Origin of the sequence: Rhizobium pisi (assembly GCF_003938655.1) — a bacterium.
GTDB classification, from domain to species: domain Bacteria; phylum Pseudomonadota; class Alphaproteobacteria; order Rhizobiales; family Rhizobiaceae; genus Rhizobium; species Rhizobium pisi.
Genome location: NZ_RJJT01000010.1, coordinates 155,686 through 181,541 on the forward strand (window position 1 = coordinate 155,686; position 25,856 = coordinate 181,541).

Genomic DNA, 25,856 nt, shown 5'->3' on the forward strand with positions numbered 1-25,856 from the left:
TTTCCACCTATCGCTGCGTATGCCGCCCGTTGTTGACGCGGACTCTTATAGCAACGACCAGATGTCCCGGGCGTTAAGGCGCGGTCTAAGCGTCTTCCTGCGAGGGTGATTCTTCGCGAAAAGGTTAATCGTGTCTGACGGGGTTCAGAAGGCCTTGAAGGTCAGCGTCGTCAACGAGCGGACGATACCCGGAATATTGGCGATGTTGTCGTTGATGAACTTGCCGATATCCTGGCCTTCCTCGATGTAGACCTTCATCAGCAGATCGTAGTCGCCGCTTGTGGAATAGAGCTCCGAGACCAGTTCGGTCTGATAGATGGCATCGGCGACCTCATAGGTCTTGCCGGGTGCGCATTGGAGCTGGACGAAGATCGGCTTCATGGGGATTTCCTGCAGATGTTGATTGGTGTGCATAATGGTCGAAACCGCCATGCCGATGCAAGCCGTTCGTCATGCCGCCGCTTCCGCAACGATCCAGTCGCGAAAGGCGGCAAGTGGCGCATAGTCGGCGCGCTCGGGCGGAAAGGCGAGATAATAGCGTTCCCGGCTTTCCATTTCACGGTCGACGGCGGCGACGAGATCGCCGCGCCTGAGCTCCTCCTGCATCAGGAATGTCGGCAACAGCGCGATGCCGAGGCCGGCGATCGCCGCTTGCGCCGCGGTGGCGAACTGGTCGAAGAGCATGCCGTGCACGCTTTCGAAGGCGACGCCGTTGCCGGCGAACCATTGTTCCCAGGCGTCGGGCCGCGTCGTCAGGTGCAGAAGCGGGACGGTGAGCAGGTCTTCCGGCGCTGAGATCGCGTATCGCTTCAGAAAGTCGGGGCTGCAGGCCGGCACCGTGCGCTCCGACATGAGAAAGGCGAGCTCCGCGCCCGGCCAGTGCGGATGGCCGAAATGGATGGCAGCGTCGATCGAATCGAGGCGGAAATCGAAGGGCGAGAGCCGGGTCACGAGATTGATGGTGACACCGGGATTGGCGGCGAGGAAGCGACCCAGGCGCGGCGCCAGCCAACGCGTGCCGAAGGTCGGCAGGATGGCGAGATTGAGCGTGCCGCCATGCGGATTGGCACGCAGGTTCAAGGAAGCGCTCGATATGCGCCGGAGCGCCTCGCGGATCTCGCGGGCATAACTGTCGCCGGCAAGCGTCAGCCGCATGGTCTGCCGCTCTCGGAGGAAGAGCTCGACGCCGAGCTGCTCTTCCAGCGCGCTTACCTGCCGGCTGACGGCGCTCTGTGTCAGATCGAGCTCGCGCGCCGCGGCCGTGACGCTGCCGGTACGGGCAACCGCCTCAAAGGCGGCGAGATGCGAAGTCGACGGCAGAAAGCGCCTTGACGTGTTCATGATCATTCCATTTCAGAATGAGCTATTTCCAAAATGTCGATATTTCGGGGTTTGCGGTGCTTGTAAAGAGTTTCATCCTGCAAAAACGGAATGAGCCGGAGTTCCCGATGCCGCAAGCCTTCGTTTCGACAGACCGTATTCGCTCGCTTTTCACCGAGGCGATGTCGCAGATGTATCGGACAGAGGTGCCGCAATATGGCACGCTGATCGAACTCGTGGCGGAGGTGAACGCCGCCTGCCTCGAAAAGGATCCCGAGCTGCGCGACCGTCTGGCCGGCACCGGCGAGCTGGAGCGCATCGACGTCGAGCGCCACGGCGCCATCCGGCTCGGGACGGCAGAGGAACTTTTCACCATTCGCCGGCTCTTCGCCGTCATGGGCATGCAGGCGGTCGGCTATTACGATCTCTCGGTCGCCGGCGTGCCAGTTCATTCCACCTGCTTCCGGCCGATCGGTGAGGCGGCGCTCAACGTCAATCCGTTCCGCGTCTTCACCTCGCTGCTGCGGCTGGAACTGATCGAGGACGAAGGGCTGCGAGGTGAGGCGCAAGCCATTCTGGCCGCACGCCGCATCTATACGCCGCGCGCCGTCGCGCTGATCGAGCGTCATGAGCAGAATGGCGGCCTGACGGAGGCGGAAGCCACGGAATTCGTCGCCGAGGCGCTGGAAACCTTCCGCTGGCACGGCGAGGCGACAGTCAACGCCGAAACCTACAAGCGCCTGCACGACGCGCATCGGCTGATTGCCGACGTCGTCAGCTTCAAGGGGCCGCATATCAATCACCTTACGCCGCGCACGCTCGATATCGACGCAGTCCAGGCCCGCATGCCGGAACGCGGCATCACGCCGAAGGCCGTCATCGAAGGACCGCCGCGCCGTCATTGCGATATCCTGCTGCGGCAGACGAGCTTCAAGGCGCTGGAGGAAGCGATCGTCTTTTCCGGTGAAGAGAGTACGGTCAGGGGTAGCCATACCGCCCGCTTCGGCGAGATCGAGCAGCGCGGCGTGGCGCTGACGGCAAAGGGCCGGGCGCTCTATGACCGGCTGCTCGCTTCGGTTCGCGGCGAGGTACAGGTCGGCGCCGGCGGCACCAAGGCCGGCGCCTACGACCAGGAACTTGCCGAACGCTTCAAGGCGCTGCCGGATAGCTGGGAAGAGCTGCGCAGGCAGGACCTCGCCTTCTTCCGCTACAGCGCGACGCCTGCCGGCATCACTGCGGCGGCCAACGGCGCGCTGCCGAGCGATCCGGAGGCGCTGATCGCCCGGGGCTATCTGGCCTTCGCGCCTGTTGTCTACGAAGATTTTCTGCCGGTCAGCGCGGCCGGCATCTTCCAGTCGAACCTCGGCACCGACCAGCAGCAGAATTATGCGACACGCTCGAACCGCGACGCCTTCGAGGCCGCGCTCGGCGCGACCGTTAAGGACGAACTGGCGCTCTATGCCGAACGCCAGGCCGCCTCGCTGGATGCGGCGATGGAAGCACTCGGTCTTGCCGGGCTGCAGCTCAAGACCGTCGCTTGAAATGATGCTTTCGCAAACGAGGTGCATTAGAGTACCTCGCGATTTCGACCGAATCGGATTGAGCCATGCTGAATGATCCGCGCTCCCACGGCCTCTGGGAAAAGACTGCAGCCGAACCGCCGGTGACCTCGTCTCTCAAAGGCGCGGTATCGGCCGATGTCGTCATCGTGGGGGGCGGCTACACCGGTCTGTCTTCCGCCCTGCATCTTGCCGAAGCCGGGTCGAAGGTGGTGCTGCTGGAGGCAAGGGAGATTGGTTTCGGCGGCTCAGGGCGCAATGTCGGTCTGATCAATGCCGGCATGTGGGTGATGCCAAACGATCTGCCCGGCGTGCTCGGCGCGGTGCATGGCGAGCGCCTGCTCGATCTGCTCGGCAATGCGCCGAAACTCGTCATGGAGCTGATCGACAGGCACGGGATTGCCTGCGAACTCGAACGGAACGGCACGCTGCATTGCGCCGTCGGCGCCGACGGGCTGAAGGAGATCGAACAGCGCGTGGCGCAATGGACCGCGCGCGGTGCGCCCGTCAGGCTGCTCGATGCGGCGGAGACGGCCGAGCGCATCGGCAGCGATGCCTATGCCGGCTCGCTGCTCGACATGCGCGCCGGAACGCTGCAGCCGCTTGCCTATGTGCGCGGCCTTGCCCATGCCGCCGTCAAGGCCGGTGTTGCCATTCATACGTCAAGCCCTGTTACCGGGACGGAGCGCAAAGGCAGCCGCTGGAGCGTGAAGACGGAAAGCGGCGAAGTCGGCGCGGACTGGATCATCGTTGCGACGGATGCCTACAGCACAGGCCCCTTCGAGCAGGTGCGCAACGAGCAGATCTATCTGCCCTATTTCAATTTCGCCACCGTGCCGCTCGGCCCTAATCTGCGCCAGTCGATCCTGCCGGGGCGGGAGGGCGTATGGGATACCAAGGACATCCTCTCCTCCTTCCGCATGGACCAGGCGGGGCGCCTCGTCTTCGGCAGCGTCGGGGCGCTGCGCAATACCGGGCTTGCCGTGCACAAGGGCTGGGCCGCGCGCGCGCTGAAGCGGCTCTTCCCCGTTATCGGCGATGTCGAATTCGAATGCGAATGGTATGGCCAGATCGGCATGACCGACAATGCGCTGCCGCGCTTCCACAAATTCGCGCCGAATGTGATCGGCTTTTCCGGTTATAATGGTCGCGGCATTGCCCCCGGCACAGTGTTCGGCCGGACGCTGGCCGAACATATTCTTGGCCGGCTTGCGGAAGCCGATTTGCCGCTGCCACTGACGGCGCCCACCGAGCCGAGCTTCCGGGCGCTCAAGGAAATATGGTACGAAGCCGGCGCCCAGGTTGCCCATTTCGCCGATGCCCGCTTCTGAGAACCGATGCCCGCTTCTAAGAACCGATAAACGCTTCCGAGAAGCGATAAACGCTTCTGAGAATAATAAGATTGGAACCACGACAATGACTATCGCCGTCCTCGATCTCGCCACCGAAACCGCCAAGCTGCTTGCCGAACTCGGCGTCGATGCCGGCCGCTATCACGGCGGCACGCTGTCCGTGACCTCGCCGGTCACGGGCAAGGAAATCGGCAGGCTCAGGGAACATTCCGTTCCCGAGACGAAGGCAGTGATCGAAGAAGCGCACAAGGCCTTCCTCGAATGGCGTGCTGTGCCGGCGCCGAAGCGCGGCGAACTGGTCCGCCTGCTCGGCGAGGAGCTGCGCGCGGCAAAGACGGCGCTCGGTCGTCTCGTCTCGATCGAAGTCGGCAAGATCACCTCCGAAGGTCTTGGTGAAGTGCAGGAGATGATCGACATCTGCGATTTCGCCGTCGGCCTTTCCCGCCAGCTCTACGGCCTGACGATCGCCACCGAGCGGTCCGAGCACCGGATGATGGAAAGCTGGCATCCGCTCGGCGTGGTCGGCATCATTTCCGCCTTCAATTTCCCGGTCGCCGTCTGGTCGTGGAATGCCGCACTTGCAATGGTCTGCGGCAATTCCACCGTCTGGAAACCCTCGGAAAAGACGCCGTTGACGGCGCTCGCCGTGCAGGCGCTGTTCGAAAAGGCACTGAAGCGTTTCGTCGCCGAGGGCGGCACGGCGCCAGCCAATCTGTCGACGCTGATCATCGGCGGCCGTGACGTCGGCGAAGTGCTGGTCGACCATCCGAAGATCCCGCTCGTTTCCGCCACCGGCTCGACGGCCATGGGCCGTGCCGTCGGCCCGCGCCTGTCGCAGCGTTTTGCCCGCGCCATTCTCGAACTCGGCGGCAACAATGCGGCGATCGTCTGCCCGAGCGCCGATCTCGACCTGACGCTGCGCGGCGTCGCTTTTTCGGCCATGGGCACAGCCGGCCAGCGCTGCACCACGCTGCGCCGGCTCTTCGTGCATGAAAGCGTCTACGACCAGCTGGTGCCGCGCTTGCAGAAGGCCTACGGCTCCGTCACCATCGGCAATCCGCTCGAAAGCGGCACACTTGTGGGACCGCTGATCGACGGCCAGGCTTTCGAGAAGATGCAGGCAGCGCTTGGCGAGGCAAAATCGGCCGGCGGCAAGGTAACCGGCGGCGACCGCGTCGAAAACGGTTCGGCCGAGGCTTTCTACGTTCGCCCGGCGCTTGTCGAAATGCCTGATCAGACCGGCCCGGTCGAGCACGAGACCTTCGCGCCGATCCTCTATGTGATGAAATACAGCGATTTCGACGCGGTACTGGCCCTCCACAATGCCGTGCCGCAGGGACTGTCGTCATCGATCTTCACCAACGATATGCGCGAGGCCGAAACCTTCGTCTCCGCGCGCGGCTCGGATTGCGGCATCGCCAACGTCAATCTTGGTCCCTCCGGCGCCGAAATCGGCGGCGCTTTCGGCGGCGAAAAGGAAACCGGCGGCGGGCGCGAATCCGGCTCGGATGCCTGGAAGGCCTATATGCGCCGCGCCACTAACACGATCAACTACGGCAGGACCCTGCCGCTCGCCCAGGGCGTCAAGTTCGACGTCGAATAAGCGATCGCCATGGGAAAGGCGGCGCCTGCGGAACGCCGCCTTTTTGCTTGGATTGAGATTTATTCCCGCATAATATGAAATATTCAGTCAAGATATTGTGATTGCTTTTCTGCGAACTCGAAACTTGAAATCGTCAGTCAAGAAAAATATACGCCTCCTACCACCCTCGGGAGCCGGGGTGGACATTGCCACGGAGGCCATAATGAATATTGCTCTTAACCGTTTTTCCCGCGCATTCGCGCTTGCCGCTTCGCTTCTCTCCGCCACTGCGCTTGCAGGCAGCGCCAATGCGCAGGGGACTGAAGGCCTGGTCGTCTACAATGCCCAGCACGAAAGCCTGGGCCGCGAATGGATCGACGCCTTCACCAAGGAGACCGGCATCAAGGTCACCATGCGCCAGGGCGGCGACATGCAGTTCGCCAACCAGATCATTCAGGAAGGCGACGCTTCTCCGGCTGACGTCTTCCTGACCGAGAATTCGCCGGCAATGTCCCTGGTCGATGGCGCGGGCCTCTTCGCCCCCGTCGAAAAGGAAACGCTGGATCAGGTTCCGGATCAGTATCGCCCCGCCGACGGCATGTGGACCGGCATTGCCGCCCGCACCACTGTTTTCGCCTACGACAAGACGAAGCTCAGCGAAGACAAGCTGCCGAAGTCGCTGCTCGATCTCGCAGATCCGGCCTGGAAGGGCCGCTGGGGTGCGGCACCTGCCGGCGCCGACTTCCAGGCCATCGTCGCCGCCCTGCTGCAGCTCAAGGGCGAAGACGCCACCAAGGCATGGCTGAAGGGCCTGAAAGACAATGCTACGCCCTACAAGGGCAACAGCGTCGCGATGAAGGCAGTCAACGCCGGCGAAGTCGAAGGCGCTGTTATCTATCACTATTATTGGTTCGGCGATCAGGCCAAAACAGGCGAGAACAGCAAGAATGTCGGCCTGCATTACTTCAAGAACCAGGATCCGGGCGCTTTCGTCAGCGTTTCGGGCGGCGGCGTCCTGAAGTCCACGCAGCATATGAAGGAAGCCCAGGCTTTCCTGAGGTTCATCACCAGCAAGGCAGGCCAGGCCGTGCTCAAGGACGGCACGTCCTATGAATATGCTGTCGGCAAGGATGCGCCCTCCAACGACAAGCTCACTCCGCTTGCCGATCTCAACGCGCCGAAGGTCGAAGCCTCGACCCTCGACAGCAAGAAGGTCGTGGAGCTGATGACGGCCGCAGGCCTGATCTGATTTTCTGCCGCAGCCTTCCTCTGGCCAAAACTATTGCTTTTGGCTCAAGAAAACCTTAGGGCATGACGAAATCCGGCAACCGCTCTTGAAAGCGGTTGCCTTCCTTTTTCAGCGTGTGAAGGCATCGGCCTTGCTGCAGGACAACAGATTGCTCGCATCCGGAAACGCGGCGCCGGTCGCGCCGAAGGCCGCGCGAATGGTTTTGCTGCGCGGGCGCATGCCGCATGCATCCGTGATGCTTCTCGCCACCATCGTCGCGATCTTCAGCCTCGTGCCGCTCGGCTTCATCGGCTGGATAACCTACGATGTCGGCTGGGAAACGGTAAAGGCGCTCGTCTTCCGGTCGCGCGTCGGCGAACTCCTCGTCAATACGGTTTTCCTGGAATCGATCACCATTCCACTGTCGATCGCACTTGCCGTGACGCTCGCCTGGCTGACGGAGCGGACCAACATTCCTTTCGCGCGGCTCTGGGCTTGGCTTGCGATAGCACCGCTTGCCGTGCCGGCCTTCGTGCACAGCTATGCCTGGGTCAGCCTCATTCCCGGCATGCGCGGCCTGCAGAGCGGCGTCTTCGTCTCGGTGATCGCCTATTATCCGTTTCTCTATCTGCCGGTCTCTGCCGCGCTGCGCCGGCTTGATCCGGCCATCGAGGACGCGGCGGCTTCGCTCGGCCTCAATCCCTGGCGCGTCTTCTTCCGCGCAGTGCTGCCGCAGTTGAGGTTTGCCATCTGCGGCGGCTCGCTGCTGATCGCGCTGCATCTGCTGTCGGAATACGGTCTGTTCGTTATGATCCGCTTCGACACGTTCGCAACGGCGATTGTCGACCAGTTCCAGTCCTCCTACAACAGCCCTGCTTCCAACATGCTCGGCGGTGTGCTCGTCGCCTGCTGCCTTTTTCTGCTGAGCCTTGAAGTGCTGCTGCGCGGCAACGAGCGTTACGCCCGCGTCGGCTCTGGCTCGCCGCGCCCGGCGGACCGCCGTCGGCTCGGCTGGTTCGTCGTGCCGGCCGTTCTGCTGCCCGTCGTCCTGGCGGTGCTGGCGCTCGGCGTGCCCCTGGTGACGCTTAGCCGCTGGCTCTATCTCGGCGGCGCCGATATCTGGCGCATCGAGGTTGGCAACGCTTTCCTGCAGACGATCATCCTTGCCGTTGTCGGCGGCACGCTGGCGACGATTGCGGCGGCGCCGATGGCCTGGCTTTCGGTGCGGGCGCCCGGCCGTTTCCAGCGCGTGCTCGAAGCCTGTCACTACTATGTCGGCTCGCTGCCGGGTGTCGTCGTGGCGCTGGCGCTGGTGACGATCACCGTGCGTCTCGTGCTGCCGCTCTATCAGACCTTCGCAACGCTGATCGTCGCCTATGTGATGCTTTTCCTGCCGCGTGCCATGGTGGGGCTGCGCGCCAGCATCGCCCAGGCGCCGGTGGAACTGGAACGTGCCGCGATGGGCCTCGGCCGCACTCCGGGCCAGGCGGTGCGGCAGATCACCATGCGGCTTGCGGCTCCAGGCGCTGCCGCCAGCGTCGCACTCGCCGCGCTCGGCATTACCAATGAGCTCACGGCAACGCTGATGCTGTCGCCCAACGGCGTCGATACGCTGGCGACGAAATTCTGGTCGCTGACGAGCGAGATCGACTATGTCTCGGCCGCTCCCTACGCCTTCATGATGATCGTGTTGTCGCTGCCGCTCACCCTGATGCTCTATACCCAATCGAAACGGACCGCCGGCCAATGACGCTGCTTACGATCGAAAACATCAGCAAGCGTTATGGCCCGGTTCAGGCGCTGAAGGATATCTCGCTCGAAGTGCAGGCGGGCAGCCGCACGGCTGTCGTCGGCCCGTCCGGCTCGGGCAAGACGACGCTGCTTCGCATCATTGCCGGCTTCGAGCAGCCCGATGCCGGCAGGGTGACGCTGGATGGTGGCGTGCTTGCCGACGGTCCGGCGGCGGTGCCGGCCCACAAGCGCGGCATCGGCATCGTCTCCCAGGATGGCGCGCTGTTTCCGCATCTGAGTGTTGCCGAAAATATCGGTTTCGGCTTCGAGCGCGGTGCGGCTGATCGCGAGAAGCGCATCGTCGAGCTGCTCGATATGGTCGAGCTCGACCGCGGCATGCTGGTGAGGCGCCCGCATCAGCTTTCCGGCGGCCAGCAACAGCGCGTGGCGCTGGCCCGGGCGCTTGGCCGCAAGCCGCGGCTGATGTTGCTCGATGAACCCTTTTCGGCCCTCGATACGGGCCTGCGTGAAAACATGCGCAAGGCGGTTGCGCGCGTGCTGCAGGCAGCCGGCATCACCGCCATCCTCGTCACGCATGATCAGGAAGAGGCGCTGAGCTTTGCCGATCAGGTCGCGGTCCTGAGGGAAGGGCGGCTGATCCAGGCCGGATCGCCGCAATCATTGTATCTTCATCCCCGGGATCGCGAGACTGCGCTGTTCCTCGGTGACGCGGTGCTGCTTCCCGCCATCATCCGCAACGGCATGGCCGATTGCGCCCTCGGCCACGTTGCCGTCGAAGGCAGCCGCCAGGGCAAGGCGGAGATCATGCTGCGGCCCGAGCAGATCCGTGTCATTGCCGATGAAAGCGATCGCGACTATGGCGGACGTGTCGTCGAGGTGGAATTCGGCGGCGCTGTCTGCACCGTTGCCGTCTCGCTTGACGGTATTGCGCTGCCGCCGATCCGGATCAAGACTTCAAGCGTCGCCCTGCCGGCGCGAGGCGATCTTGTTCGCCTCGATATATCAGGCAAGGCGCATGTTTTCGAGGCTTGAGCATAGAGCCCGCGCGTCCTACGCGCGTCCGAGAGGACGCACGCGCGCTAGCCGAACTTGCGCACCACTTCTGCCGGCTCGATGCCTTCGAGCCAGCCGCCGGTAAAGCCGGCGCGCTCGAGCCCGAGGCGGATGGTCGGCGATTGCCGCATCAGCTTCCAGATGAAGTCGGAGCGCTCGTTCTCGACGGTCATGACGACAAGGCCCTGGTCAATGCCGACAGTGCGGTCGTCGACCCAGCCCTCCGGCCGCTTCGTCTGGACGGTCGGATTGAAACCGCCGGGAAAGCCGCCTTCCAAGAGCAGGTTCGGATAGGTGGTCAGAAGCGCCTTGGTGCCGTCGAGAGCCGCCTGCTTGTCATAGGGCAGGCAGGCGAGCGCCGCCCAGGGTGCGATCGTGCCGTCATCGGGCCCAAGCGGCGCGCCGCGTGCGGCGTAGCCCAGAACCTTCGGTTGGCGGCCGCCGCGCATGCGCCGTGTCGGCGGCGGGCCGTCGCAGGCGGAGAAGCCCCAGATGTTCCTGTTGTAGCCGACGAACCGGCCGGGATTGCGCTCGGCATAGTCACGCTGGACGTTGATGACGACCTGCGTGTTGCGGAAGTAGTCCCAGTTCCGCTCGGCCATCGGCTTGTCCTGAATGCCGCGGAAATCGATCCAGGCATGCGAGAAGAGATGGATGAAGAGCGGCCCGGCATAGAGATAGGATTGCTCGCCATGCAGCATCCAGGAATAGCTCGACGTAAAGGTGTCGTAGCACGACTGCGGGATCGGGTGCGTCGGCGAGGCGAGCGCCAGCGCATAGAGGATGATCGCCTCGTCGAAGCCGTGATAACGCCAGCGCAGGAAGCCGGAGGAGGGCTTCCAACCCATGCAAATGGTATCGCCCTTGTTTAGCGCCCAGCGCCAGTCGACACGCTCGTAGATGAAGGTCGCGAGTTCGCGGATCTCGGTTTCCGTCTCGTCGTCTTCGCGGTTGAAATACTGCGCAGCGGTCAGGATGCCGGCGAGAAGCAGTGCCGTATCGATGGTCGAAAGCTCGCTGTTCCAGGCTCGATGGCCGGTATCCATGTGCAGGAAATGGTAGAAGAAGCCGCGATGGCCTGTCGCGTGGCGTTCCTCGCCCTGGCGCGCCTCGGCAAAGAAGCGCAGCGTATTGACCGTGCGCTCGGCTGCTTCCTTTCGGCTGATCCAGGAGCGCTCGACACCGACGGGATAGGATGAAAGCGCAAAGCCGACGGCTGCGATACTCGCCGGCACGCCGCCGATCGAGGTATCGGCCACGAGACCATTTTCAGGATTGGAATATTTCAGGAAGTACTTGAATGCTGAATGCTGCAGCCTGTCCACGAGCGCGGCATCAATGTCTTCAATCCGTTGCAGCATAGGCTCCTACCCAACTGTTGCATCGCCCCATGCTTCAACATGGTGGACGTCCCTCGGCAAATCAAACCTTTTTGATTCGTAGAGATAAGAGAACACGAATGGGCGGAAGTGGTCGTTAACAATTATCGGTGAAATAGTATCTAGGATAAGTCATATAAGCGGTGCAGCAAAAAGGACGCACCGCGCCTCTTCGGAACAGCTTATTTCCCGCAATACTTGCTTCGCCACGCGTTGCTCGGAGTGGGTTGACGCGCGGGGTCAGCCGGACTTCACGCTCGCTGCCGAGCGCGCGGAGAGAAAAACCTGCGGCTCGAAGACGAAATCCTTGTCGAAGGGATAGGTCGGGCGCTGCTTGCGCAGCCGCGGCAGGCGCTCGACGAACTGGTCGACCACGCCGGGCGATAGCGCCATCAGGTTCGGATTGGCGATCGGCGCGAGCTCCGGCGAGAGATAACCCGATTTGACGACGATGATTCTGGCCTTGTGCGGATCGAGGCCGAGCCGGGTGAAGTCGACGATGTTGTGATAGGGCCGGCGCTTGGCGCAGAGCACGAGATCGATGCCACCAATCGAAACGACTGCCTGGCGGTCGGCAAGATCGGATGTTTCGTGCAGGAATTTGACGGTGAAGCGGGCCGTGACCGGCTTGCTGCCCTTGGTATCGAGCGATGCGCCGACGCTGAGGGTGAGTTCCGCACCCACAGCCGCGGCATAACAGGCCTCGGTCGACGCCTTGTCGGTGATGCCGGCGAAGACAACGCCGGTCGCACCCTTGGCGATCAGCTCGGCCAGCACGTCGGCCCGGTCCCCGACACCGCCGCCGGTGGGGTTGTCGCCGGATTCGGCGAGCACCACGGGTGCGGTCGGGCTTGCGATCGCTCTCGCGACGCATTCCTCGATCGAGCCGGTCTCGCAGCCGAAGACGAAGTCTGCGCGCGCATCCCAATAGGCCCGGGCAAGACACCTTGCCTCGCGCTCCAGCACGGCGCGGTCGGTGCCGGTCATGATGGCGGCGGCCGTGGCGCGCGGTTCGTCCGCCCAGACGTAGCCGACCATCAGCGATGCATCCCAGACGCCCTCCATCGCATCGATGCCGGGCAGCATGTCATAGAGGCTCTTTGCCGGCTGATCGACGGTGCTGGTGCGCTCGCCGGGCAGCACGACGGGGATCGGCGCCCACAGAACGACCGGCCTCACGCCCGTCTTCAGGCTTTTCACCAGCATGGAGACGGAACGGCGCATCGTCTCCTCGACATCGATATGTGGCGCCGTGCGGTAGGTGGAATAGATATCGAGCGCATCGATAATGCGGTGCGTGACGTTGCCGTGCAGGTCGTAGCTTGCTGAAACCGTGCAATCCTCGCCAACGAGCGCACGGGCCGCGCTGATCCAGTCACCCTCAGCATCCTCCATGCCTTCGACATACATGGCGCCGTGCATGGCGAGGTAGAGACCGTCGAGCGGCAGCATCGGCTTCAGCCGCTCGAGGAATTCCCCCTTGAAGGCTTCGTAGGTCGCGCGTGCAACTGGGCCGCCGGCAATGGCGCGGGCATGGATCGTCGGCAGGAATTCGGCGTCGTAGTCCTTGAGGAAGGCGAAGTAGGGCGATTCCAGCAGTGCCGCGCCGCGCACCACGCGAAAATCCTTCTCCTCGTTCAGGACGGGATTGTATGTGCTGCATTCGATATGAATGCCACCGACGGCGATGCGCATGAAGTGCCTCAAATGATGTTGGGAGCAATCGGGACGTTAGGGGTGGTGCCGCCGGCTCTGCCTTTCGGAGCCAATGCCGTCGACAGGAAATTTCGGTGTCATCTGACACAAAGCGCGCGCCGGCTGCAAGCGGCACATGCGCATCATCATCGACAAGCTCGTCGTCTTGCGGCAGCCGCGACCGGTTGCCCACGGGGCCACATTCCGTCTCGGGCCGGTTTCGTGCCTGAAAAGCCGCGCTCATCCGTTCATCTCATGCGTCGCTCTCCATTGTGGATTTTTCACGCTATAGTTCATTCCAAAGACACGGCGGGGGCGAATATGAGCAACCAGCAAATTCCGCTCAAGGTGACGGCGACACGGTTCGTCCGCGCAATCAGACTCTTCATGACATCCGATGTCGGCGGACGAGCCGCGTTCCTTTTCGTCTCCCTGATCGCTCTTTTTGGCGGCGTCAGTGCTCTGAATGTGGTCAACAGCTTCGTCGGTCGACATTTCATGACTGCCATCGCTGAAAGGCAAACTGCCGAATTCATCCGCCAGGCGATCCTCTACACCGGCGCCTTCGCTGCCTCGACGATCGTCTCGGTGATCGCACGCTTTGCCGAAGAGCGGCTGGCTTTGCTTTGGCGAGAATTTCTTACCCGTCGCGCGATCGGTCTTTATATGGCCGACGGCGCTTTCTACCAGCTCGGCATTCAAGGTAAACTCTCTCACCCCGACCAGCGGATCGCCGAGGATATAAAGGCGTTCGCGACGACGACGCTCTCGTTCCTGCTCATGCTGCTCAGCAGCCTGTTGACGGTCTTCACCTTTTCGAGCGTGTTGTGGCTGATTAGCCCGCTTCTTTTCTTTACGGCCGTCTTCTACGCGGCTTTCGGTTCGTTCATGACGATCTTGTTGGGACGGCCTTTGATCAAATTGAACTATAATCAGCTCGACAATGAAGCGGCCTTCCGCTCGGGACTGATCAGTGTCCGGGAAAACGCGGAATCGATCATGATCGAGGGCGTAGAGCGACGCCATACAAATCGCTTGTCGAAACAGTTCGATGACCTTGCGGCGAATTTCAGGCGGATAATCTCCGTCAACCGCAACGTCGGATTTTTCACCACAGGCTACAACTGGATGGTTCAGATCCTACCTGTTGTCATCATCGCGCCTGCTTTCATGCGGGGTGATATGGAATTCGGCGTGATCACGCAGTCGGCGGCAGCATTTGCGATGCTCGTCGGCGCGTTCTCATTCATTGTCGCCCAATTCAATTCGATCTCGAACTTTGCCGCCGTCCTAGCGCGCATCAGTTCCCTTTTGGAGGCGATCGACGAGGCGCGCGGCGCGACAGATAGCCGTTTTGAACGCGTCGAGGCTGAGGGCGTTTTCGCTTACGAAGGCCTGACGCTGACGTCCTCGATCGGGCACGTATTGATGAAGGACCTGTCGGTGCTTATCCCGGCCGACACGCGGGTGGTCGTAGCCGGACAAGACGATGCCGCCGGCACCGCGTTGTTCCGGGCCACGGCGGGATTGGATACGTCGGGGACCGGACGCATCGTCACCCCACCTCATCAATATGTGCGGTTTCTCGGTCAGCGAACCTATTCGGGTCCGGGAACCCTACGCGAGATCCTGGTGTCACTTCAGCCATCGGCCGAGACGACGGATGCCCAGATCCTCGCTCTGCTGAGGAATGTCGGGCTCACACGCGATCTAACACCTGGCGACCTGGACAGTGAGCAAGACTGGTCCAGCTTGCTGTCGCCGCGCGAACAGGAGCTCGTTGCGCTTGCGAGCGCGCTGGTAGCCGCTCCGTCATACATTGTTCTGGAAAAAGCCGATGCCGTCTTCGGGCACGAGCATCTTGCCGGATTCCTCAGGCTGCTCGCGGAGCGAAGGATCGCCTGCATCAATTTCGCCGAACCGGGTGCGCCGCGTTCGGCCTATGATGCCGTTCTCGAATATGGTCCTGACGGTTCCTGGACGTGGATTGATCAAAAGGCTGCAGGTGAAGATCAAGCCCGGCCTCTTTGATGGCTTCTTCGAATGCGACCCGTGCTACGTTGGCGAGAGCCCGAACGTCCCGTAGCCGACCACGCAATCGACGCCACCTCACAACCAGCCTTCTGAAAAACCTGCTCGTCTCAAACCGATCACCACCGGCTCGCACCGACGCATGATGTTCCACAGCAGGCCGGTTCGATAATTTTCGATCATCAGGACGACGGGACCCTGGTCGATGCCGAAATGATAAGGGCTGACCCACCATTCGTCGTTCTTGTCGTTCATCGTATATGTCCGGTTGAACGATGGCCTGAACCCGTAAAGCCGGGTCATGCCAAGTTTCATGCGGGCAAAATTCCTGACGGTCGGGATGACGATTTCCGGCGCAAATGGCAGCGAGGCAACCACTGCCCAGGGAGATACCGTTCCATCATCCGGCCCGTAGGGTGCGCCGCGCGCGATATAGTCGAAGAATTCCCTGTCGATGCCGTCTATGTTTCGCTTGGTCCAACCGGGGCCATCGCTTGCCGTGAAACCCCAGCAATGTTCGCCATAGCCCGCAAAGCCCAGCGGATTACGGGTGGCATATTCCTGCTGAACGAAAGTGGCATGCCGGCTGTTCTGGAAATAATCGCTGCCATGCTCGCGCATGAATTTGTCGCGAATGTCGCGAAAATCGATCCACATATGTGAAAGCTGATGCGTGAAGAGCGGACCGGAATAGAGCAATTCGCGGCCGAAGATATTCCGCCATTCGTAGCTCTCCGTATAGGCCGCGTAGCTTTCCGGCGGCAGGGGGTGGCTCGGTGAACCAAGCCCGAGAATATAAAGAAGCAGACCTTCGTCATAGCCGCGCCACCGATAGGGAATGAAGCCGTTTTCCGGCCGCCAGCCGTGGGTGAGCGTCGCCCCGTGGTCGCAAGCCCAGTTCCAGTCCGCCCGCTCATATAGCGACGTGGCAAAGGCCCGGATCTTCGCCTCGTCCTCGGTGTCCGCATCGAAATAGGTTGCGACGGTCAGAGCACCGGCGAACAGGAAAGCCGAGTCGATCGTCGACAGTTCGCACTGCCAGACCCTTCGTCCGGTCTCAATGTGCAGGAAATGGTAGAAGAACCCCTTATAGCCGGAGGCGTCGGGCTCCGGCCCATGGTGGCAAGACAACAGGAACTCCAGCCGGCGTCGGACGATCTTGGCGGCAAATTCGCGAATGACGATGCCGCGTTCCACCACGACAGGAATGGTGGCAAGCGCCATGCCGACGGCAGCGATGCTCGCCGGTGCGCCTGCCTGGGTCTTGTCGCGGACCAATCCGTTGTCCGGATTCGTGCATTGCAGATAGTAGAGCAAGGTCGTGAACTGAAGGCGACCGAGATCCTCCTCCGTCGGCATCCGGTTCAGTTCGGGATCGGTTGACGGCAACTCTGGCATGACTGGCTAAGCACCGAGAAGATGAGATGATTTCGTGGAGCATCCGGGGCCGGCTCTGGTCGGACGCAGCGCGCGCTTGCGAGATGCGCCCAACGCATGAGCAGCACTCATGTCTCCGATGCCGCCGGTCGACCCGGCCATCGGACAGACCTTTCGATTGCAAGGAGCATGAGCCCGTCGCTGCCTAGGCATTGTCCCCCTCTGTGGAGGTCGCCGCCTTCCCCTTCGCTGTGCTTTTGACGCCCCATGTCCAGCCGCTGATCTCAGGCATGTCATCACCATGCGCCTCGATATATTGCCGGTGCTCGATCAGTTTGCCGCGCACCGCCTGCTTGAAGTAGGCCGCGCGTGCGCCAAGCTGCGGCAGCCGATCGATGACGTCTTCGACAAGATGAAAGCGATCGAGCTGGTTCAGAACGACCATGTCGAACGGCGTCGTGGTCGTTCCCTCCTCCTTATATCCTCGAACATGCAGGTTCTTGTGGTTGGTCCGCCGGTAGGTCAGCCGGTGGATCAGCCAGGGATATCCGTGGAAGGCGAAGATGATCGGCTTGTCCTTTGTGAAGAGCGCATCGAAGTCAGGATCCGAAAGCCCGTGGGGATGTTCGCTCGATGGCTGCAGCTTCATCAGGTTGACGACATTGATGACCCGCACCTTCACCTGGGGAAGGTGCTCGCGGATCAGCTCGACCGCGGCGAGCGTCTCGAGGGTCGGCACATCGCCGCAGCAGGCCATGACCACATCCGGCTCCGCATCCCGGTCATTGCTGGCCCATTGCCAAATTCCGAGGCCTTCGGCGCAGTGCTTGATGGCTTCATCCATGGTGAGCCATTGCGGAGCGGGCTGCTTGCCCGCTACCACCACGTTCACATAGTTGCGGCTGCGCAGGCAATGATCGGTAACAGACAAAAGCGTATTGGCGTCCGGCGGAAGATAGACCCGGATGACCTCGGCTTTCTTGTTGATCACGTGGTCGATGAAACCAGGATCCTGATGAGAAAAGCCATTGTGATCCTGCCTCCAGACATGTGAACTCAGGAAGTAGTTGAGCGACGCGATCGGCCGCCGCCAGGGGATGTGGTTGCACACCTTCAGCCATTTGGCATGCTGGTTGAACATCGAGTCGATGATGTGAATGAAGGCCTCGTAGCAGGAGAAGAAGCCGTGGCGACCGGTCAACAGATAGCCTTCAAGCCAGCCCTGGCATTGATGCTCGCTTAGGACCTCCATGATGCGACCGTCGGGCGAAAGGTGATCGTCCTCGGGATAGATCTCGGCCATATAGCACCGATCCGTCACTTCCAGCACGTCCTGCCAACGATTGGAATTGTTCTCGTCGGGGCTGAACAGGCGGAAGTTCTTGCTGTTGAGGTTGAGCTTCATCACATCGCGCAGGAACTTGCCCATGACGCGAGCGGATTCAGTGACCACCGATCCGGGCTTGGGCACCGAGACGGCATAATCGCGGAAATCCGGCATCTTCAGATCGCGCAGCAAGAGGCCTCCGTTTGCGTGCGGATTGTCGCTCATCCGGCGATGCCCCGTCGGCGCCAGCGACGCGAGCTCGGCGCGTAGCGTCCCATCACCGTCGAAAAGCTCCTGAGGTCTGTAGGTGTTCATCCAGTGATGAAGGACCTTGATATGCTCCGGCTTGTCCATGTCGCCCATCGGTACCTGGTGCGAGCGCCAATAGTCCTCGCATTTCTTGCCGTCGATCTCGGGCGGGCAGGTCCAGCCCTTCGGCGTGCGGAAGACGATCATTGGCCAGGCCGGGCGGCTGACATTTCCTTTGTTGCGAGCCTCCGTCCATATCCTCTTGATCGTCGCGACGGCGGTGTCCATGGCGGCGGCGAGCTGCTGCTGTACCTGATCGGGCTCGTGTCCTTCGACGAAAAGAGGGGCGTATCCCATTCCCTCAAAGAACTTCACCAATTCCTCTTTGGGAATGCGGGCGAGGAAGCAGGGATTGGCGATCTTGTAGCCGTTGAGATGCAGGATGGGCAGAACGCAGCCGTCACGGGCAGGATTGAGAAACTTGTTTCCATGCCATCCCGTCGCGAGCGGCCCGGTTTCGGCTTCCCCATCACCGACGATGCAGGCGACGATCAGATCGGGATTGTCGAAGGCCGCACCATAGGCGTGGCTAAGGGCATAGCCGAGCTCGCCGCCTTCATGAATACTTCCGGGCGTTTCGGGAGCGACGTGGCTCGGGATGCCGCCGGGAAAGCTGAACTGCTTGAAGAGCCGCTTCATGCCCTCCTCGTCCTGGCCGATATTCGGATAGACTTCGCTGTATGTTCCCTCGAGATAGGCATGTGCAACAAGCGACGGGCCACCGTGGCCGGGGCCGATCACATAGATCATGTTGAGATCGTCCCGCTTGATCACCCGGTTGAGGTGCACATAGAGCATGTTCACGCCGGGCGAGGTTCCCCAATGGCCGAGCAGCCGCGGCTTGATGTGCTCCCGAGCCAAGGGCTTTTTCATGAGTGGATTGTCGAGCAGGTAGATCTGCCCGACCGACAGATAGTTCGATGCCCGCCAGTAGGCGTCCATCAGGCGAAGTTCCTCGGCGGAAAGCGTCGTCTTGGCACGCGATGTTACCGAGGCTGTTTTGTTCATCACTGCCGTTTCAGCCGAAGCCATCTCAGTCTCTCCATCAAAATGACATTGTTGAATCTCGCCGGTTCGGTTTCGCCAGGGCGGCGCCGTTCATGTCGACGCTGCGGCACTATTGAGGAGGAGATTCCGGGAAATGCTCCACCACCCCGCGAACACCGTTGACTCCCTCAGCCAGGACCCGCGCGGCCCGCCGGCAAGCGGATGTATCGACCTTGCCCCAAAAATGCACGATCCCTTCGGTGACCGTGACGGTCACATCCAGTCCTTCCAGACCGGTGTTTTCACCGAGCCGGATCAGAATGCTGCGCCGAATGGCTTCGTCGCCCGTTGCCGTGTCGTCTGGTTTTGCCGAGTAGATGACCTGCAAGAGATCGGCGCGGCTGACGATGCCGATGAGTTTGCCGTCCCGCAGGACGGGAATGCGCTTGATGCCACGGTCCTGCATCAGCGCGGCGACTTGGGAAAGAGGTGCATCCTCGTCGATGACAACAGGATCGGGCGTCATGACATCGCCTACTCTCCACCCGCATCGCTTTACAAAAGCGTTCGCCCTCTCATCAGGCCCAAGCCCCATATCCGCCTTCAGGACAAAGGCCCCGCTCGACAGTTCCGTTCGACGGATTAGATCGCCCTCGCTGATGATGCCCAGCAAGCGACCACCATCGTCGACAACAGGTATGCCGCTTACGTGTTGGTCGGACATCAGCCTAGCTGCATGCCGAACGCCATTGTCAGGTGATAGTGTGACGACCGTCGTCGTCATGACATCTTTGACGAGCATGTCGATCTACTCCGGCCGCGTCTCCTCAGGTTCGGAGACGTTATTGTCGGCACCTAGTGCCTTCCGACAAAACTCCAAGAGCCTAGTCGGATATCAGCCCGTTTTGCATTGAGCAGGATCAATCGGGCTCGGGAAATTTGCAACGAAAGACTCGAGAACGCGTAGCTTCAGGCAGCGGCTTATTTGATTTTGAAGATATCCGTGATGCCGATTCGGCGCAGCTGATGGCGACGCCAACACACGCCACACGGACGTTAATGCCCTTAGTGCGTCTCGCGTATTGACTTTCTTAGGAAAACTGGAGCGGGCGAAGGGATTCGAACCCTCGACCCCAACCTTGGCAAGGTTGTGCTCTACCCCTGAGCTACACCCGCTCAATCCGCATCGGTCCGGGGTAGTCGTTGGACCGTGGGCGCCGCCTCGTGGCGACGGGCGCTATATGGCCTAACGGATTTTCAAATGCAACAGGGAAATGACGAAGAGGCGAAGAAAAAATTCGGGCGCCTGTGCAGGCGGGGCGGAAAGGCCGCAAATGCAGGGGTAAAGCGTCGGTTGCGAAGATTGCCAAACGATGTGGACGGACTTAATCAGGACGCCTCGACTTTTCCCTATCCCATTCCATGGATTGCCCGATGCCAGAAAACGCGCCCAAGACAAGAGAAGAACTGTTCGCCTTCCTCGACGGGCACGGCATCGCCCACAAGACGGTCGATCATGCGCCTGTTTTCACCGTGGCCGAATCGGTTGCGCTGCGCGACGAGATCCGCGGCGGCCATACCAAGAACCTCTTCATCAAGGACAAGAAGGACCGGTATTTTCTGCTGACCGTGGAGGAAAATGCCGAGGTCGACCTCAAACAGGTGCATAATCTGATCGGCGGGTCCGGCCGCGTCTCCTTCGGCAGGGCGGAAAAGCTGATGGAATATCTCGGCGTCATTCCCGGGGCCGTTACCGCGTTCGGCGCGATCAACGACACCGCCGGGAATGTCACTTTCGTGCTCGATGCCGATCTGATGCGCGAGGAGATCGTCAACTGCCACCCGCTGTCCAACGATGCGACGACGTCGATTGCGAGTGGCGACCTCATCCGTTTCATGGAAGCGACCGGACATAAGCCGCTTGTCTTGAAAGTGACGTCCTGACATACGATTTTAGCGCTCAAGCGCGTCGTGGTCGTTTAGATTGGCCTGTCGCGCTTGAGCCTCTGGTTTTGCGCATGTCTTTATCGCAAAACCGCAAGACAGTTTTGCGCGATATGCTTTAGCAAAAGATGCCGGCAGGATCGGCGCGGCGGGAGACACCTATGAGCGGCAGCAACAATCCCTATAACGGTTCCTTCGGAAATCAGATGTCGGCGACGGCAAGCTTCGGCGCGACACCGGAACCCGCGGCGGCGGCCGGCAGCTACATCAAGGACACGACGACCGCGACTTTCGGCAGGGACGTCATCGAGGATTCGCGCAACCAGCCGGTGCTGGTCGATTTCTGGGCGCCCTGGTGCGGTCCGTGCAAGCAGCTGACGCCGATCCTGGAAAAGGTGGTCAACGAAGCCAAGGGCCGGGTCCGGCTGGTCAAGATGAACATCGACGATCATCCCTCGATCGCCGGCCAGCTTGGGATTCAGTCCATCCCCGCCGTCATCGCCTTCGTCAACGGCCGCCCGGCCGATGGCTTCATGGGCGCGGTCCCGGAGAGCCAAGTCCGCCAGTTCATCGATCGCATCGCCGGTCCCGCCGGCGCCGATGAGGCAGCCGAGATCGAAGCCGTGCTCGCGGAAGCGGCGGAGTTGCTTGCAGCCGGCAATATCAACGAAGCTGCACAGCTTTACGCCGCCGTGATGCAGGCCGCGCCCGAGAACGCCAAGGCGCTTGCCGGAATGGCCGAATGCATGATCGCCGCAAACCAGCATCAGCGGGCGCGCGAAACTCTGACCGATCTGCCGGAAGAGGTGGCCAAGGATGCTGGCATTCAGGCCGTGCTGAAGAAGCTCGATCAGATCGAAGAGGCCCGCAAGCTCGGCGATCCCGTCGCTCTCGAAGGTGAGCTGGCGGCAAATCCCGATAATCACGAGGCGCGGCTGAAGCTCGCCAAGATCCTCAATGTCGAGGGCCGGCGCGACGAAGCGGCCGAACACCTGCTTCAGATTATGCGCAAGGACCGCGCCTTTGACGATGACGGCGCCCGCCGCCAGCTGCTGCAGTTCTTCGAGGTCTGGGGTTTCAAGGATCCGGCGACCGTTGCTGCCCGCCGCAAGCTTTCGGCGATGCTGTTCTCGTAGCGGCTACGCGTCTGGCCGGACGCGCTGGGGATGCTCTATCGCTTTGACGCCACGCATCGTCCTTTCGAAAATCGATTCCGATTTCGGGTTATGCGCCAAGTTTCGAGTATCCGCTCTTGCGTTTTCCGACGAGGGCACCACATTCTCGTGAGGAACGGGCATGCCCGTTACAAGAATGCGGGACGGTTTCATGCAAGTCGGGAATGCCAGATACCTGAAGCCGGGCGATCTGCCTGATGCGATCGCCGTCTTCCCCTTGACCGGTGCCCTTCTCCTGCCGGCTGGGCAGCTCCCCCTCAACATTTTCGAGCCGCGTTATCTTGCGATGCTCGATGCAGCCCTTGCCGGAAACCGGCTGATCGGCATGGTGCAACCGGCGCTCGGCGAACATGAGGACAAGGGCGGCGAGCACAGTCTTGCTGCCGTCGGCTGCCTTGGCCGCATCACGTCCTTCGCCGAGACGGGCGACGGGCGTTACATCGTGTCGCTGACCGGTGTTTGCCGCTTCCGGCTGCTGGAGGAGAAAGCGACAGGCGATCCCTTCCGCACCTTCCGCATCGCTCCCTTCATCGCCGACCTCTCGGCTGAAAACGAGGAGGAGGCCGTCGATCGCGCCGCGCTTCTGACCGCCTTCAAGGCCTACCTCGATGCCAACAAGCTTGAGGCAGACTGGGAGAGCGTCGAGCGGGCGAGCAATCTGACGCTCGTCAATTCGCTCGCCATGATGTCGCCCTTCGGGCCGGCCGAAAAGCAGGCGCTGCTCGAGGCGCCCGACCTGAAGACGCGGGCGGAAACGTTGATCGCCATCACCGAGATCGTGCTGGCGCGCGTCTTCGGTGACTCCGACACGGTTCTGCAGTAGACTTCGGCCATGGACGAAAAACTCAGCCGCGTCGATCCGAAACTGCTCGAACTCCTGGTCTGCCCGCTCTCCAAGGGGCGGCTTTCATATGATCGCGAGCACAATGAACTTGTTTCGGAAAAGGCTCAGCTTGCCTATCCGATCCGCGATGGCATTCCAATCATGCTGGTGTCCGAGGCCCGTCGGCTCGACGAGTGATGTCTCTTAAAAATCGTCTTTAAATCGTCTGGCCGGCCAGCAGGCGCGGATTGTCCTTTGCCGTCGTTCCCGCAGCCTGGCCGATGAAGAAGGATTTGAGACGCGGCAGGCGGTCGACGATGCCGAGGCCGACGTCGCGGGCGATGCGGATCGGCGTCGCGTCGTTGGAAAAGAGCCGGTTCAGCACGTCTGTTGTCACGCCCATGCGGAAGGTGTCGAAGCGCCGCCAGGTCTGGTAACGCTCGAGAATGTTGATCGAGCCGATGTCGAGGCCGAGGCGATCGGCCTCCACCACGGTTTCGGCGAGTGCCGCCACATCCTTGAAGCCGAGATTGAGGCCCTGCCCGGAAATCGGGTGAATGCCGTGGGCTGCGTCGCCGGCAAGCGCGAAACGCGGCGCGACGAAGGAGCGGGCGAGCGTCAGGCCGAGGGGAAAGGCGCGCTTGTCGCCGATGACCTTCAGGCTCCCAAGCTTGTGGCCGAAACGGCGTTCCAATTCCTCCTCGAAGATCAGGTCGTCGGCGGCAACCAGCCGGTCGGCGTCATGCGTCAGCTCCGTCCAGACGAGCGAGGAGCGATTGTTTCTGAGCGGCAGGATGGCGAAGGGGCCGGCCGGCAGGAAATGTTCTTCGGCGCAGCCCTCGTGCGGCCGCTCGTGTTCGACGGTCGCGACGATGCCGGACTGGCCATAATCCCAGGTGACGGTCCTGATGCCGGCGAGATCGCGCAGTTTTGAGCGCACGCCGTCGCAGGCGACCAGCAACCGGGTTTCCAGCGCGCTGCCGTCGGAAAGCTTGACCGTGACATGGCTGTCCTGCGTCTTCAGTTCCGTGGCGCCGAGCCCATGGCGGATCTCGATGCCGAGCCGCTCGCAGGTGCGGCGCAGGGCTGCGACCATGGCGACGTTCGGGATCATGTGGGCAAAAGGCCGGCCTTCCGTCACTTCGCCATCGAAGGTGAGAAAAACCGGGCGCACCGGATCGGACGTCCTTGAGTCGGTGACGATCATCTTGTTGATCGGCTGGGCTTCGGGCTCGATCTCGTCCCAGATGCCGAAGACCTCAAGCATTTTCGCAGCCGCCGTGATGATGGCGGAGGCGCGCGTATCGCCTTTCCAGACATGCTCGGGGGCCGCCTCGACGACCGCGACATCAAGATGCGGCGCCGCCTGCTTGACCGCTACAGCGGCGGAAAGGCCGACATAACCCCCGCCCACAACCAGCATGTCCAGCATCGCGCCGCTCCCGTACCTTGTACCTCAGATGTGATCTATATAGATCATCGCAACCTCACTTCCTACCACCGGGAGACGCACAAAATGACGCGCGAGACATCAGGGCCTTCGGCGATGGAGACGCTGCTTGCCACACTCGACCTGGAGCCGATCGAGGTCGATATCTTCCGTGGTAGGAGCCCTCAGGCCGGCTGGCAGCGGGTCTTCGGCGGCCAGGTGATCGGCCAGGCGCTGATGGCGGCGCAGCGCACCATCGAGGGCGACCGTTTCGTGCATTCGCTGCATGCCTATTTCATGCGCCCCGGCGATCCCTCGGTGCCGATCATCTACCAGGCGGAGCGCATCCGCGACGGATCGAGCTTCAACACCCGGCGCGTCGTGGCGATCCAGCATGGCAAGGCAATCTTCGCGCTGTCGGCTTCCTTCCAGGGGGAGGAGCCCGGCTTCGACCACCAGATCGCCATGCCCGAAGTATCGGCGCCGGAGACGCTGCTCGGCGAGCAGCAGATCAAGGAGCAATATCTCGCGCATGCGCCCGAAGCGATCCGGAAATACTGGCAGCGCGAGCGGCCGATCGAGATCCGCCCCGTTTCGCTGACGCATTATTTTTCCGATAAGAAGCTCGATCCCAAACAGGACGTCTGGGTGCGCGCCACTGGCCCGGTTCCCGACAACCGGCTCGACCAGGCGGCGGTGCTTGCCTATCTCTCCGACATGACGCTGCTCGACACCGCGCTCTATGCGCATGGCACGTCGATCTTTGACCAGAGCCTGCAGGTGGCGAGCCTCGATCATTCCATGTGGTTCCACAGGCCCTGCAAGCTCGACGACTGGCTGCTCTACACGCAGGATAGCCCCTCGGCTTCGGGCGCCCGTGGATTGACTCGGGGCAGCCTGTTTACGCGATCGGGCGAGCTGGTCGCCTCCGTCGCCCAGGAGGGTTTGATTCGGAAAAAGGCAAATGAATAAATAATGTGCATCTTGATAAATTTGCGCATTATTTGTGCGCTTATCGGCCGGTCATTTGCCTGTTTATTAGCATCCATAATTATAATATTTATTTTTCAATAAGTTAGGTCCTGCTTCGAATCTGGCACGTCCCTTGAATGTATATCGCCGGTCGCTGTTCAGGAACGTCAGCGGCAAGGAGAGTCGGCTCCGCGCCGAGGATAACGAAGGATGGGAAACCAGATGAAAATTGTGATGGCTATTATCAAGCCGTTCAAGCTCGATGAGGTCCGCGAAGCCCTTACGGCGATCGGCATTCAGGGCCTGACCGTGACCGAAGTGAAGGGCTACGGCCGCCAGAAGGGGCACACTGAAATCTATCGCGGCACCGAATATGCGGTCAGCTTCCTGCCGAAGCTCAAGATCGAAATCGCGGTTGCATCGGAACTCGTCGACAGGGCCGTCGAAGCCATCGCGGCCTCGGCCAAAACCGGCCAGATCGGCGACGGCAAGATTTTCGTCTATTCGATCGACCATGCCGTACGCATCCGTACGGGCGAAACCGATTCAGAAGCGCTGTAAG

At 61.5% G+C, this 25,856-nt stretch carries 21 protein-coding genes and 1 tRNA gene; 13 read left to right on the forward strand and 9 right to left on the reverse strand.

Translation table 11 applies throughout. The annotated features are described in order from the left end of the window. Positions 1–144: 144 nt before the first annotated feature. Together EFD55_RS15850 and EFD55_RS15855 are read right to left on the reverse strand one after the other, a co-directional pair. Complete coding sequence (locus tag EFD55_RS15850) at positions 145–381, reverse strand: Lrp/AsnC ligand binding domain-containing protein (RefSeq protein ID WP_008528286.1); 237 nt, start codon at positions 379–381, stop codon at positions 145–147. A 69-nt stretch (positions 382–450) separates the two neighbouring features. Further along, positions 451–1,347, reverse strand: coding sequence for a LysR family transcriptional regulator (locus EFD55_RS15855; protein ID WP_125845994.1), 897 nt, complete (start codon positions 1,345–1,347; stop codon positions 451–453). Between the two features lie 101 nt (positions 1,348–1,448). On the opposite strand from EFD55_RS15855, the gene hglS reads away from it, so the two are divergent. From hglS to EFD55_RS15890, 6 genes are all read left to right on the forward strand, one after another. Continuing rightward, a complete protein-coding gene (hglS, locus tag EFD55_RS15860) occupies positions 1,449–2,861 on the forward strand; it encodes a 2-oxoadipate dioxygenase/decarboxylase HglS (protein ID WP_125845995.1) in 1,413 nt (470 codons plus the stop codon). 65 nt (positions 2,862–2,926) lie between these two features. Continuing rightward, entirely contained in the window at positions 2,927–4,210 is a 1,284-nt protein-coding gene (locus EFD55_RS15865) for an NAD(P)/FAD-dependent oxidoreductase (RefSeq protein WP_125845996.1), read from the forward strand. Between the two features lie 85 nt (positions 4,211–4,295). Next, positions 4,296–5,834, forward strand: a complete 1,539-nt coding sequence (gene amaB, locus EFD55_RS15870) for an L-piperidine-6-carboxylate dehydrogenase (RefSeq protein WP_125845997.1) — start codon at positions 4,296–4,298, stop codon at positions 5,832–5,834. A gap of 202 nt (positions 5,835–6,036) precedes the next feature. Further along, positions 6,037–7,062 (forward strand): iron ABC transporter substrate-binding protein, encoded by a 1,026-nt coding sequence (locus EFD55_RS15880; RefSeq protein ID WP_125845999.1) that lies wholly within the window; start codon positions 6,037–6,039, stop codon positions 7,060–7,062. Between the two features lie 196 nt (positions 7,063–7,258). After that, complete coding sequence (locus EFD55_RS15885) at positions 7,259–8,791, forward strand: ABC transporter permease (RefSeq protein ID WP_312860828.1); 1,533 nt, start codon at positions 7,259–7,261, stop codon at positions 8,789–8,791. Further along, entirely contained in the window at positions 8,788–9,825 is a 1,038-nt protein-coding gene (locus EFD55_RS15890; RefSeq protein WP_125846001.1) for an ABC transporter ATP-binding protein, read from the forward strand. Before EFD55_RS15885 ends, EFD55_RS15890 begins: the two co-directional genes overlap by 4 nt. A 47-nt stretch (positions 9,826–9,872) precedes the next feature. Here the strand turns inward: EFD55_RS15890 and EFD55_RS15895 are convergent, their stop codons facing one another. Continuing rightward, positions 9,873–11,207: a glucoamylase family protein gene (locus EFD55_RS15895; protein ID WP_125846002.1), complete on the reverse strand. Its 1,335-nt coding sequence runs from the start codon at positions 11,205–11,207 to the stop codon at positions 9,873–9,875. A 258-nt stretch (positions 11,208–11,465) separates the two neighbouring features. After that, positions 11,466–12,920 (reverse strand): M81 family metallopeptidase, encoded by a 1,455-nt coding sequence (locus EFD55_RS15900; RefSeq protein ID WP_125846003.1) that lies wholly within the window; start codon positions 12,918–12,920, stop codon positions 11,466–11,468. Between the two features lie 321 nt (positions 12,921–13,241). On the opposite strand from EFD55_RS15900, the gene EFD55_RS15905 reads away from it, so the two are divergent. Further along, complete coding sequence (locus tag EFD55_RS15905; protein ID WP_125846135.1) at positions 13,242–14,951, forward strand: ABC transporter ATP-binding protein/permease; 1,710 nt, start codon at positions 13,242–13,244, stop codon at positions 14,949–14,951. Positions 14,952–15,029: 78 nt separating this feature from the next. On the opposite strand, the gene EFD55_RS15910 is transcribed toward EFD55_RS15905, so the two are convergent. The 4 genes from EFD55_RS15910 to EFD55_RS15925 all read right to left on the reverse strand — a co-directional run bounded on the left by EFD55_RS15910 (position 15,030) and on the right by EFD55_RS15925 (position 20,127). Then, complete coding sequence (locus tag EFD55_RS15910; protein WP_125846004.1) at positions 15,030–16,349, reverse strand: glucoamylase family protein; 1,320 nt, start codon at positions 16,347–16,349, stop codon at positions 15,030–15,032. Positions 16,350–16,533: 184 nt separating this feature from the next. Continuing rightward, the gene (locus EFD55_RS15915) at positions 16,534–18,996 is read right to left on the reverse strand and encodes a phosphoketolase family protein (RefSeq protein WP_125846005.1); all 2,463 of its coding nucleotides are present in this window, start codon (positions 18,994–18,996) and stop codon (positions 16,534–16,536) included. A gap of 85 nt (positions 18,997–19,081) precedes the next feature. After that, positions 19,082–19,753 carry a CBS domain-containing protein gene (locus EFD55_RS15920; protein ID WP_125846006.1) on the reverse strand — a complete coding sequence of 224 codons (672 nt, stop codon included), beginning with the start codon at positions 19,751–19,753 and terminating at the stop codon, positions 19,082–19,084. A gap of 299 nt (positions 19,754–20,052) precedes the next feature. Continuing rightward, positions 20,053–20,127, reverse strand: a tRNA-Gly gene (locus EFD55_RS15925). Positions 20,128–20,385: 258 nt separating this feature from the next. Between EFD55_RS15925 and EFD55_RS15930 the strand changes: the two genes are divergently transcribed. From EFD55_RS15930 to EFD55_RS15945, 4 genes are all read left to right on the forward strand, one after another. Further along, positions 20,386–20,895, forward strand: a complete 510-nt coding sequence (locus EFD55_RS15930) for a prolyl-tRNA synthetase associated domain-containing protein (protein WP_125846007.1) — start codon at positions 20,386–20,388, stop codon at positions 20,893–20,895. A gap of 161 nt (positions 20,896–21,056) precedes the next feature. Continuing rightward, positions 21,057–22,031 carry a thioredoxin gene (trxA, locus tag EFD55_RS15935; RefSeq protein ID WP_125846008.1) on the forward strand — a complete coding sequence of 325 codons (975 nt, stop codon included), beginning with the start codon at positions 21,057–21,059 and terminating at the stop codon, positions 22,029–22,031. Between the two features lie 175 nt (positions 22,032–22,206). Continuing rightward, entirely contained in the window at positions 22,207–22,893 is a 687-nt protein-coding gene (locus EFD55_RS15940) for an LON peptidase substrate-binding domain-containing protein (RefSeq protein ID WP_183736742.1), read from the forward strand. A gap of 9 nt (positions 22,894–22,902) precedes the next feature. Further along, positions 22,903–23,091, forward strand: a complete 189-nt coding sequence (locus EFD55_RS15945; protein ID WP_003567459.1) for a Trm112 family protein — start codon at positions 22,903–22,905, stop codon at positions 23,089–23,091. A gap of 19 nt (positions 23,092–23,110) precedes the next feature. Here the strand turns inward: EFD55_RS15945 and EFD55_RS15950 are convergent, their stop codons facing one another. Continuing rightward, the gene (locus tag EFD55_RS15950; protein ID WP_125846009.1) at positions 23,111–24,325 is read right to left on the reverse strand and encodes a ubiquinone biosynthesis hydroxylase; all 1,215 of its coding nucleotides are present in this window, start codon (positions 24,323–24,325) and stop codon (positions 23,111–23,113) included. A gap of 84 nt (positions 24,326–24,409) precedes the next feature. Between EFD55_RS15950 and tesB the strand changes: the two genes are divergently transcribed. Then, a complete protein-coding gene (gene tesB / locus EFD55_RS15955) occupies positions 24,410–25,294 on the forward strand; it encodes an acyl-CoA thioesterase II (protein WP_125846010.1) in 885 nt (294 codons plus the stop codon). Positions 25,295–25,504: 210 nt separating this feature from the next. Further along, the gene (locus EFD55_RS15960) at positions 25,505–25,855 is read left to right on the forward strand and encodes a P-II family nitrogen regulator (protein ID WP_003543684.1); all 351 of its coding nucleotides are present in this window, start codon (positions 25,505–25,507) and stop codon (positions 25,853–25,855) included. The last annotated feature ends 1 nt before the right edge of the window (position 25,856 follow it).

Coding starts and splice junctions, on each gene's coding strand:
- EFD55_RS15850 (WP_008528286.1), bottom strand. CDS start 381: ATGAAGCCGATCTTCGTCCAGCTCCAATGCGCACCCGGCAAGACCTAT.
- EFD55_RS15855 (WP_125845994.1), bottom strand. CDS start 1,347: ATGATCATGAACACGTCAAGGCGCTTTCTGCCGTCGACTTCGCATCTC.
- hglS (WP_125845995.1), top strand. CDS start 1,449: ATGCCGCAAGCCTTCGTTTCGACAGACCGTATTCGCTCGCTTTTCACC.
- EFD55_RS15865 (WP_125845996.1), top strand. CDS start 2,927: ATGCTGAATGATCCGCGCTCCCACGGCCTCTGGGAAAAGACTGCAGCC.
- amaB (WP_125845997.1), top strand. CDS start 4,296: ATGACTATCGCCGTCCTCGATCTCGCCACCGAAACCGCCAAGCTGCTT.
- EFD55_RS15880 (WP_125845999.1), top strand. CDS start 6,037: ATGAATATTGCTCTTAACCGTTTTTCCCGCGCATTCGCGCTTGCCGCT.
- EFD55_RS15885 (WP_312860828.1), top strand. CDS start 7,259: ATGGTTTTGCTGCGCGGGCGCATGCCGCATGCATCCGTGATGCTTCTC.
- EFD55_RS15890 (WP_125846001.1), top strand. CDS start 8,788: ATGACGCTGCTTACGATCGAAAACATCAGCAAGCGTTATGGCCCGGTT.
- EFD55_RS15895 (WP_125846002.1), bottom strand. CDS start 11,207: ATGCTGCAACGGATTGAAGACATTGATGCCGCGCTCGTGGACAGGCTG.
- EFD55_RS15900 (WP_125846003.1), bottom strand. CDS start 12,920: ATGCGCATCGCCGTCGGTGGCATTCATATCGAATGCAGCACATACAAT.
- EFD55_RS15905 (WP_125846135.1), top strand. CDS start 13,242: ATGAGCAACCAGCAAATTCCGCTCAAGGTGACGGCGACACGGTTCGTC.
- EFD55_RS15910 (WP_125846004.1), bottom strand. CDS start 16,349: ATGCCAGAGTTGCCGTCAACCGATCCCGAACTGAACCGGATGCCGACG.
- EFD55_RS15915 (WP_125846005.1), bottom strand. CDS start 18,996: ATGGCTTCGGCTGAAACGGCAGTGATGAACAAAACAGCCTCGGTAACA.
- EFD55_RS15920 (WP_125846006.1), bottom strand. CDS start 19,753: ATGCTCGTCAAAGATGTCATGACGACGACGGTCGTCACACTATCACCT.
- EFD55_RS15930 (WP_125846007.1), top strand. CDS start 20,386: ATGCCAGAAAACGCGCCCAAGACAAGAGAAGAACTGTTCGCCTTCCTC.
- trxA (WP_125846008.1), top strand. CDS start 21,057: ATGAGCGGCAGCAACAATCCCTATAACGGTTCCTTCGGAAATCAGATG.
- EFD55_RS15940 (WP_183736742.1), top strand. CDS start 22,207: ATGCGGGACGGTTTCATGCAAGTCGGGAATGCCAGATACCTGAAGCCG.
- EFD55_RS15945 (WP_003567459.1), top strand. CDS start 22,903: ATGGACGAAAAACTCAGCCGCGTCGATCCGAAACTGCTCGAACTCCTG.
- EFD55_RS15950 (WP_125846009.1), bottom strand. CDS start 24,325: ATGCTGGACATGCTGGTTGTGGGCGGGGGTTATGTCGGCCTTTCCGCC.
- tesB (WP_125846010.1), top strand. CDS start 24,410: ATGACGCGCGAGACATCAGGGCCTTCGGCGATGGAGACGCTGCTTGCC.
- EFD55_RS15960 (WP_003543684.1), top strand. CDS start 25,505: ATGGGAAACCAGATGAAAATTGTGATGGCTATTATCAAGCCGTTCAAG.